13 protein-coding genes are annotated in these 12,711 nt (G+C 72.4%); 6 read left to right on the forward strand and 7 right to left on the reverse strand.

What is annotated here, in order from left to right:
- Positions 1-8: 8 nt before the first annotated feature.
- The 4 genes from AC3ANR_RS03645 to AC3ANR_RS03660 form a co-directional block, all read right to left on the reverse strand.
- The gene (locus AC3ANR_RS03645; protein WP_488290521.1) at positions 9-1,022 is read right to left on the reverse strand and encodes a Bug family tripartite tricarboxylate transporter substrate binding protein; all 1,014 of its coding nucleotides are present in this window, start codon (positions 1,020-1,022) and stop codon (positions 9-11) included.
- Positions 1,023-1,075: 53 nt separating this feature from the next.
- The gene (locus AC3ANR_RS03650) at positions 1,076-2,797 is read right to left on the reverse strand and encodes a sensor domain-containing diguanylate cyclase (RefSeq protein ID WP_488290522.1); all 1,722 of its coding nucleotides are present in this window, start codon (positions 2,795-2,797) and stop codon (positions 1,076-1,078) included.
- A 92-nt stretch (positions 2,798-2,889) separates the two neighbouring features.
- Entirely contained in the window at positions 2,890-3,822 is a 933-nt protein-coding gene (gene rpoH / locus AC3ANR_RS03655; protein ID WP_488290523.1) for an RNA polymerase sigma factor RpoH, read from the reverse strand.
- Between the two features lie 186 nt (positions 3,823-4,008).
- A complete protein-coding gene (locus AC3ANR_RS03660; RefSeq protein ID WP_488290524.1) occupies positions 4,009-4,470 on the reverse strand; it encodes an Mpo1 family 2-hydroxy fatty acid dioxygenase in 462 nt (153 codons plus the stop codon).
- A 54-nt stretch (positions 4,471-4,524) separates the two neighbouring features.
- Here AC3ANR_RS03660 and cutA point away from each other — a divergent pair, with 54 nt between their 5' ends.
- Positions 4,525-4,854: a divalent-cation tolerance protein CutA gene (cutA, locus tag AC3ANR_RS03665; protein ID WP_488290525.1), complete on the forward strand. Its 330-nt coding sequence runs from the start codon at positions 4,525-4,527 to the stop codon at positions 4,852-4,854.
- Here the strand turns inward: cutA and selD are convergent.
- Positions 4,851-5,921, reverse strand: coding sequence for a selenide, water dikinase SelD (gene selD, locus AC3ANR_RS03670; protein WP_488290526.1), 1,071 nt, complete (start codon positions 5,919-5,921; stop codon positions 4,851-4,853). The genes cutA and selD overlap by 4 nt on opposite strands.
- Positions 5,918-6,898 carry a selenoneine biosynthesis selenosugar synthase SenB gene (senB, locus tag AC3ANR_RS03675; RefSeq protein WP_488290527.1) on the reverse strand — a complete coding sequence of 327 codons (981 nt, stop codon included), beginning with the start codon at positions 6,896-6,898 and terminating at the stop codon, positions 5,918-5,920. Before senB ends, selD begins: the two co-directional genes overlap by 4 nt.
- 2 nt (positions 6,899-6,900) lie before the next feature.
- Between senB and senA the strand changes: the two genes are divergently transcribed.
- The 5 genes from senA to phnE are packed head-to-tail and all read left to right on the forward strand — an operon-like array spanning position 6,901 to position 11,483.
- Complete coding sequence (gene senA, locus AC3ANR_RS03680; RefSeq protein ID WP_488290528.1) at positions 6,901-8,088, forward strand: selenoneine synthase SenA; 1,188 nt, start codon at positions 6,901-6,903, stop codon at positions 8,086-8,088.
- Positions 8,089-8,112: 24 nt separating this feature from the next.
- Positions 8,113-8,997: a putative selenate ABC transporter substrate-binding protein gene (locus AC3ANR_RS03685; RefSeq protein WP_488290529.1), complete on the forward strand. Its 885-nt coding sequence runs from the start codon at positions 8,113-8,115 to the stop codon at positions 8,995-8,997.
- Positions 8,998-9,007: 10 nt separating this feature from the next.
- Positions 9,008-9,838, forward strand: a complete 831-nt coding sequence (locus tag AC3ANR_RS03690) for a phosphonate ABC transporter ATP-binding protein (RefSeq protein ID WP_488290530.1) — start codon at positions 9,008-9,010, stop codon at positions 9,836-9,838.
- A 5-nt stretch (positions 9,839-9,843) separates the two neighbouring features.
- On the forward strand, positions 9,844-10,677 hold the full coding sequence (locus AC3ANR_RS03695) for a PhnE/PtxC family ABC transporter permease (RefSeq protein WP_488290531.1): 834 nt from the start codon (positions 9,844-9,846) through the stop codon (positions 10,675-10,677).
- On the forward strand, positions 10,674-11,483 hold the full coding sequence (gene phnE, locus AC3ANR_RS03700; RefSeq protein WP_488290532.1) for a phosphonate ABC transporter, permease protein PhnE: 810 nt from the start codon (positions 10,674-10,676) through the stop codon (positions 11,481-11,483). The genes AC3ANR_RS03695 and phnE overlap by 4 nt, the downstream gene beginning before the upstream one ends.
- A 9-nt stretch (positions 11,484-11,492) precedes the next feature.
- Here phnE and ftsY read toward each other — a convergent pair whose 3' ends face one another.
- A complete protein-coding gene (ftsY, locus tag AC3ANR_RS03705) occupies positions 11,493-12,692 on the reverse strand; it encodes a signal recognition particle-docking protein FtsY (protein ID WP_488290533.1) in 1,200 nt (399 codons plus the stop codon).
- Positions 12,693-12,711 lie beyond the last annotated feature (19 nt).

Consider the following 12,711-nt stretch of genomic DNA (forward strand, 5'->3'; position numbering starts at 1 on the left):
GCGCGGGATCACTCGGCCTTGATGCCCCGCATCTGGATCACGCCGCCGAGCAGCGCGGTGTCGCCCTTGATGCGGTTGGCCAGCCCTTCGGCCGACGTGCCCGCGACCTGCCAGCCCTGCTGGAACAGCTTGGCGCGCACCTCGGGCGAGCGTGCGATCTCGGCGATCAGCGCGGACAGCCGCGCGACGATCGGCTTGGGCATCGATTGCGGGGCCGCCGCGGCGGTCCAGATTTCGAGCTGGAAGCCGCGCGTGACGCCGCCTTCGTCCAGGCTCGGGTATTCCGGCGCCAGCGGGCTGCGGGCGGTGGAGGTCACGCCGATGGCCTTGAGCTTGCCGGCGCGCACCTGGGCCGCCGCCAGCCCCGGGGGCAGCAGGGCGAGCTGGATCTGGCCGCTGATCATGGCGTTGATGACCTGCGGGTTGCCCGGGTAGGGGACGTGCACCGGGTCGATGTTGGTCTTGGTCTTGAGCAGCTCCATGCCGATGTGGCCGACGGTGCCCACGCCAGGCGAGCCGTAGCTCCACTTGTTGCCCGCGTTGCGCGCGGCGGCGAAGAATTCCTGCGCGTTGTGGCCGGGCGCACTGGCCGGCGCCGTGAGCAGCAGCGGCGCGGTGCCGATCAGGCTGATGGGTGCCAGGTCCTTCACCGGGTCGTACGGCGTGGCCGGATTCAGCAGCTTGGCGATCGTCATGTTGCCGTTGATCAGCACGCCGATGGTGTGGTTGTCGGTGGCCTTCGCCACCTGGTCGGCGGCGATGTTGCCCGCCGCGCCCGGCTTGTTGTCGACGATCACCGGCTGGCCGAGGGCCTTGGACAGCGGCTCGGCGATGGTGCGGGCGACCAGGTCCGGGGTGGAGCCGCCGGGAAAGCCGACCAGGATGCGCAGCGGCTTGGTCGGCCAGGCGGGGGCCGCGGCCTTGCCGGCCTTTTGCGCGAACACGGGCGTGGCGGCGCCGGCCATCGCCAGGGCGAGGGCGGTGCGGCGGCGGATGGGGGAAGTGATGTCGTTGTCGTTCATGGCTTGGTTCCAGCGGGGCAACTGGCAATGCTAACGCCCCGGCATGGCACGGATCAGGTGTTGAGCGAGCGGATCTGCTTGCGCGAGTCGGCGCGGATCGCGGCCAGCGCCTCCAGCATCCATTGCAGCGTGGCTTCCGCATCGGGTTGCTGGTCGGGCAGCATCGCGGTCACCACCTGCATGCGCAGCGTGAGGTCTGCGGGCAGGGCGCGGCTGCTGCGCAGGCCGCTGGCGACGAGTTGCTGCGCGCGCGAGGCGGCCTGCTCGGGCGTCGTCGGCGCCTCGATCAGCAGCGCGAACTCGCGCTCGCCCACACGGGCGGCCAGGTCCACGTCGGTGGTCGCGCGGCGCAGGTGCGACGCCGCGACCACCAGGGCGCGGTCCAGCGTGTCGCGGCCGTGCTCGCTGGCGATGGCGTCGGCGTTGGCGACCTTGGCGACCAGCAGGGCGCAGGGCTGCTTCTGGCTGCGCGCGCGGGCCATGGTGGCTTCCAGGCGCTGCAGCAGGCTGCGCCGGTCGGCCAGGCCGGTGAGGGCGTCGGTGCGCGGCAGGGCCGACGCGCGCAGCTGGCCTTCGCGGCGGCGGCTGCCCCGGCGGCTGAGCGCGTAGAACAGGATCGGCATCTCCATCGCCGCGCCGATCGCCAGGCCGTAGCGGGTGAAGACACTGTTGGGGATCAGGTTGGCGCCGCGCGCGATCGGGAACAGCGCCATCACCAGCACGGGCACGAAGCCCAGGGCGATGATGCGGATGTCCGGATCGTCGCCCTTGATCCAGACCAGCCCGATCAGGGTCGCCACCAGCAGCAGCCCCGCCGCCGTGAGCACCATGCGCAGCGTCATCGACGTGCGCGAGGGCAGCACCAGGTCCAGCAGCGCCATCGCCAGCAGCACCAGGATCAGCACGGTCACCAGCAGGTTCAGCCGGCGCGAGAAGCGGGCCGGCTCCGTCACGCGCTGCACGAACCACAGCGCCGCCGGCGCCGACAGCGCCGGCAGCAGGAAGGTCGACACCGCGTTCCAGGCCAGCCAGTGGTCCCACAGGTGCTGGGCGCCGATGCCGATGTAGGCCGCCTGCCCGAGCGTGAACGAGATGAGGTAGATCGCGTAGGCCGCGAAGATGCGGTCGCGGTAGCTGACGGCGTTGAAGACCGCCACCACCGCCAGCAGCAGCGAGATGCCGAAATAGGCGCCCACCAGGAACTGCTCGCGCTCGCGCACGGCCAGCAACTGGCCCTGGCTGTAGAAGACCACCGGCGAGGCGAAGTCGACCCGCGCATGCTCGATGCGCAACCAGTAGCGCTGCGGCTGCCCCGTCCCCGGCGCGAGCTCGAAGGTCGGCACGCGCCCGGGCAGCGGCCACTGCGACACCGCCCGGGTGTCGCCGGCCTCCTCGGCCCGCCAGCGCCCGTCGTCGCCGCGGTGGAACAGCTGCACCCGGTCGAGTCCCGAGGAGGCAACGGTCACGTACCAGCGCCCGGGATCCCGCATGTCGACGTCGAAGCGGATCCACAGCGCCTTGCCGTCGAGCCGGTACTGCAGGGCCGGCTCGCGGGGTGTCCACGGCAGCGTGTCGCCGGCCGCGGCCACCTCCTCGATCGTGCGGGCGCGGCCCGGTTCGACCCAGACCTGCGCCCGGCCGTCCAGGTCCACGCTGCCTTGGGCCGGGCCCAGCACGACGGGGGCCGGCCCGGCGGGAGCCGCCTGCGCGGGCGCTTGCGTTGCCAGGGCGAACAGCAGCGCGAGGCAGAGCCTGAGGATGAGCTGACCGGCCACGGGCGGATTCTCACATCGCCCGCCAAAGCCCAACAATGGGGTGGGCAAAAAAAAGCCCGGCAGGGCCGGGCTTGGGGCACGGGGGCGCCGGGTCAGGCGTAAGCCGCCAGCGCCTTGCGCATCTTCTTCATCGCCGCCGATTCGATCTGGCGGATGCGCTCGGCCGACACGCCGTACTCGGCCGCCAGCTCGTGCAGCGTCATGCCGCCCGAGCCGTCGTCGTTCACCTTGAGCCAGCGCTCCTCGACGATGCGGCGGCTGCGCGGATCGAGCCCTTCCAGCGCGGCGGCGATGCCGTCGGTGGCCATCGCGTCGCGCTGCTGTGATTCCAGAACCGCCGTCGGCTCCAGGCTGGCGTCGGACAGGTAGGCGATCGGGCCGAAGGACTCCTCGCCGTCGTCGCCGGGCGCCGGGTCGAGCAGCACGTCGCCGCCCGACATGCGCGTTTCCATCTCCATGACTTCCTCGCGCTTGACGTTCAGCTCGCGGGCCATGACGTCGATCTGGGCATCCGTCAGCGTCTCGCGGTGGGTCTGCGCGTCCTCTTCGTCCTTGAAGCCCTGCTTCATCGAGCGCAGGTTGAAGAACAGCTTGCGCTGGGCCTTGGTCGTGGCGACCTTGACCATGCGCCAGTTCTTCAGGATGTACTCGTGGATCTCGGCCCGGATCCAGTGCAGGGCGTAGCTCACCAGGCGCACGCCCTGGTCGGGGTCGAAGCGCTTGACGGCCTTCATCAGGCCGATGTTGCCTTCCTGGATCAGGTCGCCGTGCGGCAGGCCATAGCCCAGGTACTTCCGCGAGACGGACACGACCAGCCGCAGGTGCGACAGCACCAGCTTGCCGGCGGCGTCGATGTCGTTGTGTTCCTTGAACTTGCTGGCGTACTCGTGCTCCTCTTCCGCCGTGAGCATCGGCAGGCGGTTGACCGCCGAGATGTACGCGTCGAGGTTGCCCAGCGACGGAACCACGGCCCACGGGCTGGCCACCGCGAGGGCGCCGGCGGGGGCTGCGATCGAAGCTGTCATACCGGGTGCTCCTTTCATACTGGTCTGCATATTAGCACTCGATTAGAGAGAGTGCTAAAGGGCAAGTTCAATGGCCTGCCGTCGAAAAAAGAGAACCCCGGTGGAGTCCGCCGGCGGGCGGACGTTTCCGGCCGAGCCGCCGGAATGTAGAAACAAGTTGTAGCCCGGCGGGCGCTGGCGCCCCGGCTACCAGGCCATGCCGAGCTTGCGAAACAGCAGCGAGAGCGCGAACAGCGGACCGATCCAGAGGTACTGCAGGTCCTCGAGGAAGGAGGGCTTGCGGCCCTCCAGCCTGTGGCCCACGAACTGGGCGATCCAGGCCAGCACGAAGATGGCCGCCGAGATCGGCAGGACCTGGGCCCCCATGGCGTGCACCAGCGCCAGCGCCAGCAGCGACAGCACGGCCATGGCCACGAGGAACACGACCGACAGCCGGGCGTAGTAGACCAGGCTGGCGGCGACGAAGGCGTACGCCACCCACGGATGCAGGGCGGCCAGCAGCCCCAGCAGGCTCAGCATGATGAGCGGGATGGCCACGCAGTGGATCGCCTCGTTGCGCGGGTCGCGGTGGCTCTGGCCGTAATGGGCGAGCAGGGCGTCCACCCGGCGCGGCGCGGTGGCTCCAGGGGCTTGGCTGGCGGTCTGCATGGCGGGTCTCCTTCGGTGCGTTCCGGGGAACAATCGCATCCCGGAGTTTGCACGATGGCCGCCCCCGAAGACACCGTCCTGAGCCTGGCCACCACGGTGGCCACCGAGGAGGATGCGCGCCGGCTGGCGCGCGCGCTGGTCGAGCGGCGGCTGGCCGCCTGCGTGCAGGTCGAGCGGCTGGAATCCCATTACCGGTGGGAGGGCGCGTTGTGCGCCGAGCCGGAGTTCCGCCTCACCGTGAAATCGGTGCCGGACCGGCTGGCGGCCCTGCAGCAGTTCTTCGCGCGGGAGCACCCCTACGCCTTGCCGCAACTGCTGTGGCAGGAGTGGTCGGCCAGCCCCGGCTACGCCGCCTGGGTGCGCGACGAAGTGGGCGCGGGCTAACTGACGGTCAGGGTGCCGGCCGGGCCGCTGCCGCCCACTTCGCCGACCACCGCCGCCTGGGCGAATCCGTGCGAGCGGAACACCTCCAGCACCTGGTCGACCGCATCGGGCGAGCAGGACACGAGCAGGCCGCCGCTGGTCTGCGGATCGGTCAGCAGCGCCTGCTGCACCTCGCCGAAGCCGGCCGCCAGCCGGATGTCGGCGCCATAGCCGGCCCAGTTCCGCCCGGACGCGCCGGTGACGAAGCCGCGCGCGGCCAGGTCGGCCACGCCGGCCAGCAGCGGCACGCGGCTCCAGTCGAGGGAGACGGGCAGCCGGGCGCCGCGGGCCAGCTCGAGGGCATGGCCGGCCAGGCCGAAGCCGGTGACGTCGGTGAGGGCGTGCACGCCCTCGAGGGCGGCCAGTTCCGGACCCGGCGTGTTCAGTCGGGTTGTGGTCTCGATCATCCGGGCGTAGCCGGCGGCATCGAGCGCCTCCTTCTTCAGCGCCGCGGACAGCACACCGACGCCGAGCGGCTTGCCCAGCACCAGCACGTCGCCGGCACGGGCGTCGGCATTGCGCTTGACGCGGGCCGGATGCACCAGGCCCAGCGCCACCAGCCCGTAGATCGGCTCGACCGAATCGATGGTGTGGCCGCCTGCGATCGGGATGCCGGCTGCCCGGCAGACCGAGTCGCCGCCCTCCAGGATGCGGCCGATGGTGCCCGTGCTCAGCACGTTGATCGGCATGCCCACCAGCGCCAGGGCCATGATCGGACGCCCGCCCATGGCGTAGACGTCGGAGATCGCGTTGGTGGCCGCGATGCGCCCGAAGTCGAAGGGATCGTCGACGATGGGCATGAAGAAGTCGGTCGTGGCGATCAGCGCCTGCTCGTCGTTGAGCTTGTAGACCGCCGCGTCGTCGGCCGTCTCGATGCCCACCAGCAGCTCGGGCGGCATCGGCATGCGGGCCGTGCCCTTGAGGATGTCGGCGAGCACGCCCGGGGCGATCTTGCAGCCGCAGCCGCCGCCGTGCGAGAGCGAAGTCAGGCGCGGCTCGGCCGCGGCGTTGGGAAGGGGAGCGTTCATCGGGGATCCTGCAGGTCGTGCACCAGCCCGCGCACGGCGCGGCACTCGGCCGCGCCGTCGAACAGCGGGGCGCGCAGCGCCGATTGTGCGCGCAAGCGCCCCAGCAGGCCGCGGCCGGGGGCATCGTCGCCGGCCAGCTGGTCGCGCCGGCACTGCGCGAGCAACCCGGCCAACTCGTCGGCGTCCCCTGGCTGGAAGTAGCCCGCGTAGTCCGCGCCCAGCATGCCGACATTTCCCGGCACCCGCGACGCCAGCACCGGCGTGCCGCTGCGCACCGCTTCCATGATCACGTGCGCGCCGCCCTCGGCCAGGCTCGGGTGCACCAGCAGGTGCGAGCGCTGGATCAGCCGCCGCGCCTGCACGTGCGGCAGCGGGCCGAGCCAGCGGTAGGCCGGGCAGGCTGCCTGCGTGTCGCGGGCGAGTCCGTCCCAGGGGGCCTCGGCCGCGCCGGCATGGCGCAGCTGGATGTCGGGCTGGCCGATGAGCCGGCGCGCGGCGGCGAAGACGGCGCCGGGGCTCTTGACCTCGCGCAGGTGCCCCACCACGGCCGCGCGCAGCCAGCGCTGCGTCTTGGGCAGCGTCGCCCAGGCCGGCGTGGACTGGTAGATGACGCGCGCCTTGGCGCGCACGTCCGCGGGCAGCGCCTGCGGCGCCTGGTCCTGCAGCACGACGAGCAGGCGCGCGAGCGCCAGCGACCGGTGCGTGCGCGGATCGTCGGCGAACTCGCCGTAGAGGTCGGTGCCGGTCAGCACGACGGCGATGCGGTCCGCCCCGCGCGCGTCGGCCCAGCGCGCGACGGATTCGGCCGAGCGGGCGGCATGCAGCGCAACCAACACCTCGTCGCCGGCGGCCTGCGCATCGGGCCAGCGGTCGGTGATGCGGACCCGGTGCGCCCCGCGCAGCCAGCCGGCCCAGCGGCGCGCGGTCTGCCAGTTGCCGTTGTTGGCCGCCGCGAGGGCTGGGCTTACGATGACCACCGATGAAGAGGGATGCACCGCCCGGTTATAGCGCGGCCACCTGCCTGCGCAGCGGCACCCGCGCCGACGTGGCCGCGGCGCTGCGGGCCGTGCGCGCGCGGACGCTCGCCATCGCGGACCTGTATGTCCAAGCCCTGGGTCCCCAGATGGCGGTGCCGTACGACCCCGGACTGAACCCGCCGCGCTGGGAGCTGGGGCACCTGGCCTGGTTCCAGGAGTGGTGGGTCGCCCGCAACCGCCAGCGCGAACGGGCCGTGCGCTGCGAGCCGGACCACGAGCGGCCGCCCCCCAGCCTGCCGGAGGCCGACGAGTGGTTCGATTCGAGCCGCGTCGCCCATCGCACGCGCTGGGGCCTGCCGCTGCCCTCCGTCGGCGAGGTGCGGCACTGGCTGGCCGCGACCCTGGAGACGACGCTCGACCTGCTGGCGGCCTTGCCGGCCGATGCCTCGCACGACGACCTCTACTTCTTCCGGCTCGCCTGCCTGCACGAGGCCATGCATGCCGAGGCGGCCTGCTACATGGCCCGCACGCTGGGGTTCAGCGTGCCCGGGCTGGTGGCCCCGGCGGCCGGGAGCGGCGGCGAACTGGCCGTCCCGGCGCAGGCATTCGAGCTCGGCAGCAGCGGCGCGGGCTTCGCGTTCGACAACGAGTTGCCGGCCCGGCGCATCGAGTTGCCGGCCTTCCGGATCGACGCCGCCCCCGTCAGCTGGAACCGCTTTGCCGGCTTCGTCGACGCCGGCGGCTATGCCGATCCGGCCTGGTGGTCCGAGACGGGTTGGCTGTGGGCGCAGCGCGAGCGGGGCTCGCCGCCGCACCTGCCGCGCGGGGAAGACGCGGCGCTGCACCTGAGCGTGTACGAGGCGGAGGCCTGGTGCCGCTGGGCCGGGCGCCGGCTGCCCAGCGAGGCGGAATGGGAGTGCGCGGCGCTGACCCAGCCGGGCTTTCGCTGGGGGCAGGCCTGGGAGTGGACGGCGTCGGTCTTCGAGCCGTATCCGGGGTTCGTTCCGCATCCCTACCGCGACTATTCGCAGCCCTGGTTCGGCACCCGCCGGGTGCTGCGCGGCGCCGGCCCCGCGACCTCGCCGCTCATCGCGCATCCGCGCTACCGCAATTTCTTCGAGCCGCACCGCAACGACGTCCATGCGGGTTTCCGCAGCTGTGCAGCAGACGGGCCTGCAGTTGCGGTGTAATCGCGCGCTCCGAGGAGGGTTTCCATGACGTCCACTGCATCCAGACTCAACCGCCGGGCCGTGCTCGCGCTCGGCGCCGCCCTGGCCGCGACCGGCAGCACCGGCAGCCGCGCCCAGGGCACGCAGCGCGTGTTCCGCATCACGGCGATCCCCGACGAGTCGCCCACCGAACTCGCGCGCAAGGCGGCGCCGCTGGTCAAGTACCTCGAGCAGCGGCTGGGCGTGAAGGCGGAGTACACGCCGGTGACCGACTACGCGGCCGCCGTCGAGGCGCTGGCGAACCAGCAGGTCGACCTGGCCTGGTTCGGCGGCTTCACCTTCGTGCAGGCGCAGCAGCGCTCGGGCGGCAAGGTGATCCCGCTCGTGCAGCGCGAGGAGGACGAGAAGTTCAAGTCGGTGTTCATCACGACCGAAGCCGGCATCAGGTCGCTGCAGGACCTCAAGGGCAAGACATTCACCTTCGGCTCGCAGTCCAGCACCTCCGGCCACCTGATGCCGCGCAGCTTCCTGCTGGCGGCGGGCGTCGATCCGGACCGCGACATGCGGCGCGTGGCCTACTCGGGCGCGCACGACGCGACGGTGGCGGCCGTGGCCTCGGGCAAGGTCGATGCCGGGGCGCTGAACATCTCCGTGTGGGACAAGCTCGTGGCCGACAAGAAGGTCGACCCGGCCAAGGTGCGCGTGTTCTTCACGACGCCGCCCTACTACGACTACAACTGGACGGTGCACGCCGACATGCCAGCCGCGCAGCGCGAGCGACTGCTCAAGGCCTTCCTCGACCTGAACAAGTCGACGCCCGAAGGCCGCGAGATCCTCGAGCTGCAGCGCGCGACGCGGTTCATTCCCGCCAGGGCGGAGAACTACAAGGGCATCGAGGCCGCCGCGCGCAACGCGGGCCTGCTCAAGTGAAGCGGGCGGCGTGAACGTCCTGCTCGACGCCGTGGCCGTGCGGCATCCCGCCGCGGCACGCGCGGCGGACGCCGCGCTCGGTCCCCTGTCGCTGGCCATCGGCGCCGGCGAGCAGGTGGCGGTGATCGGGCCGTCGGGCGCGGGCAAGACCACGCTGCTGCACACCGCGGCCTGCGCGCTGCGTCCGGCTTCCGGGCGCCTGCAACTGGATGGCCAGGACCCGTGGTCGCTCGGTGCCGGCGGCCTCAAGCGCCGGCGCGGCGAGCTGTTCCTCGCGCCGCAGGTGCCGCCGCTGCCGCCGCGGCAACGCGTGGTCACCGCGGTGCTGGCCGGCCGCCTGCCCCGGATGGGGCTGTGGACCAGCCTGCGCCAGCTCCTCCTGCCGGACGACCTCGCCGCGGCGCAGGCCGCGCTGCAGCGGTTCGACCTGGCCGACAAGCTGTTTGACCGGGTCGACCGGCTCTCGGGCGGCGAGCGCCAGCGGGTCGGCCTGGCGCGCGCGCTGGTCGCCGATGCCCGCCTGCTGCTGGTGGACGAACCGCTGTCCGCCCTCGATCCCGCGCGCGCCGGGCAGGCGGTGCAGGCGCTCACGCAGGCGGCGCGCGATCGCGGCGCCACGCTCGTGTGCACGTTGCACGACGTCGCGATGGCACTGCGCCACTTTCCCCGCATCGTCGGCCTGCGCGGCGGCGTGCTGCAGTTCGACCTGCCGGCGCACGAGGTCGGCCCGGACCGCCTGCAGGCGCTGTACCACGGCCACCTCGAGGAGCTGCAGGCCCGCGCGCCGGTGGCGCCCCAGCCGGCCGAGCCGGCGCCGCCGGTGGTCGTCTACTGCCGCTGAAGGCCATGGCCGCCGCCGACGTCGCCGCCGACCTGCGCGATCCCGCCTGGCGCGGCCGCCTGCTGTGGACCGGCGTGGCCCTGCTGGTGCTGTGGCCGATGTTCGTGGTCGCGGAGTTCAAGCCCTGGCAGCTGCTGTCGCCGGACAGCCTGCGGCCGACGCTGCGCTTCCTGGCCGACTTCGTGCCGCCGCGCACGGATGCCGAGTTCCTGGCGATGGTGGCGCGCGAGACCTGGCGCACCATCGCCATCGCCACCGCGGGCATGACGCTCGGCCTGGTGCTGGGCGTGCCGCTGGCACTGCTGGCCGTGCGCGCCTTGTCCGTGTCGGCGTTGACCGGGCGCATGGCCGCGGCGCCGGGTGCGCTGCGGGTGGCGGTGCGCGCCGTGCTCGTGGTGCTGCGCAGCGTGCCCGAGCTGATCTGGGCGCTGGTCTTCGTGCGCGTCGTCGGGCTGGGCCCGACGGCGGGCGTGCTGGCCATCGGGCTGACCTATGGCGGCATGTTGGGCAAGGTGTACGGCGAAATCCTCGACAGCGGCGACACCGACGCCGCGCGCACCCTGCTGCGCAACGGGTCGGGCAGGCTACAGGCGTTCTTCTATGGCCTGCTGCCGCAGAACGCCTCGGAGCTGACCAGCTACACGGTCTACCGCTGGGAGTGCGCGATCCGCTCGTCGGCCGTGCTCGGCTTCGTCGGGGCCGGCGGGCTCGGCCAGCAGATGGACACGTCGATGAAGATGTTCAACGGCGGCGAGGTCGCCACGCTGCTGCTGGTGTTCATCGGGCTGGTGGCCCTGACCGATCGCGCCAGCACGCTGCTGCGCAGGATGCTGGGATGACGGCCGCGATCGTCCGGCCGGCATCGTGGCGCCGCGGCCGCCGCAGCGCGGCGCTGGTGGCCGGGGCGGTGCTCGCCCTGGTGGCCGCGAGTTTCTGGTCGCTGGACCTGCAATGGGGCCGCTTCCTCGGCCCGCAGGCGCTGGCGCGCATGGGCCGGTTCGCGGGCGAGCTGCTCACGCCGAACGTGGAGCCGCGCTTTCTGGCCAGGCTGTGGCCCGCGGTGCAGGAGACGGTGGCCATGTCGGTCGTGGGCACGGTGCTGGCGGCGGTGCTCGGGCTGCTGCTCGCGGTGCCCGCCAGCCGCATGCACGAGGGCGACCGCGCGCGCTGGCGGACGTCGACCCGGCTCGCGCTGAACGCGCTGCGCAGCGTGCCCGAACTGATGTGGGCCGCCCTGCTGCTGATCGCCGCCGGCCTGGGGCCCTTCGCGGGCACCATGGCGCTGGCCCTGCACACCACCGGGGTGCTGGGCCGCCTGTTCGCCGAGGCGATCGAGAACGTGCCGCCCGGCCCCGGCTTCGCGCTGCGGGTGCGCGGCGCCGGCAAGGGGCAGGTGCTCGCGTATGCGGTGGTGCCGCAACTGCTGCCGCAGTTGCTCAGCTACACGCTCTATCGCTGGGAGAACAACATCCGCGCGGCCGCCGTGCTGGGCGTGGTCGGCGCCGGCGGCCTGGGCCAGCTGCTCGCCTTCCACCTGGGGCTGTTCCAGATGGCCGAGACCGGCTCGATCCTGGCGGCCATGCTGGTGCTGGTGCTCGGCGTCGATGCCGCGAGCCACGCGCTGCGGCGCGTGCTCACGCGCTGAGAAAAGCCGTCAGCCGAGCAGCGCCTGCGCGAACTCGCGCGCGTTGAAGGTCTCCAGGTCCTCGAGCTTCTCGCCCACGCCGATGAAGTAGACGGGCACCGGCTGCTCCTGCGCGATGGCGGCCAGCACGCCGCCTTTGGCGGTGCCATCGAGCTTGGTGACGATCAGTCCCGTCAGGCCCAGCGCCGCGTCGAACGCCTTGACCTGCGCCAGCGCGTTCTGGCCCGTGTTGCCGTCGATGACCAGCAGCACCTCGTGCGGGGCATCGGCCTGCGCCTTCTGCACCACGCGCTTGATCTTCCTGAGCTCCTCCATCAGGTGCAACTGCGTCGGCAGCCGGCCGGCCGTGTCGACGATCACCACGTCCTTGCCGCGCGCGCGGCCGGCGCTGACGGCGTCGAAGCTCACCGCCGCCGGATCGCCGCCTTCCTGCGACACGATCTCCACCGTGTTGCGGTCGGCCCAGATGGCGAGCTGCTCGCGCGCCGCGGCACGGAACGTGTCCGCCGCGGCCAGCAGCACGGAGGCGCCCTCGTTGGCCAGGTGCTTGGTCAGCTTGCCGATGGACGTCGTCTTGCCGGCCCCGTTGACGCCCGCGACCATGATCACGGTGGGCTGCTGGGCGCCGATCACCAGCGCCTTCTCCAGCGGCTTGAGCATCTGGGCGAGCGCCTCGTTCAGGATGTTCTTCACCTGCACGGGCCGCGTCGCGCCCGTGGCGGCGACCTTGCGCTTGACCTCGTCGAGCAGGTGCTGGGTGGCCTTGACGCCGGTGTCGGCCAGCAGCAGCGCCGACTCGAGCTCCTCGTACAGCTGGTCGTCGATCTGGCCGCCGGTGAAGACCTGCGCCAGGTTGGAGCCGGTCTTGCGCAGCCCGACGCTGAGGCGATCCATCCAGCGCTGCCGTTCGGGCGGCGCCGTCGGGGCCGGTGCCGGAATGTCCATCGGCCGCACCAGGGCGCTGCCGATGAGGCTGCCGACCACCGGCGCCGGGGCGAGCGCTGGCGAGGGAGCAGGGGCAGGGGCGGGCGATGGCGGCATCGGGGCCGGCGCGGCCACCGGCGCAGCGCCGGGCTGGGCTGGCGCGACGGTCGCGGGCGCAGGCACCTGCGCTGGCGCGGGAGGAACGATCTCGGGAAGGGCCGCGGGCGCGGCCGTCGGTGCGGGGGCGGGCGTGGCGGCCGGTTTTCGGCGGAAGAAACTGAACATTGAAACCGTTTCTAGAATG

It is taken from the genome of Ramlibacter sp. JJN2-2R (assembly GCF_057747835.1).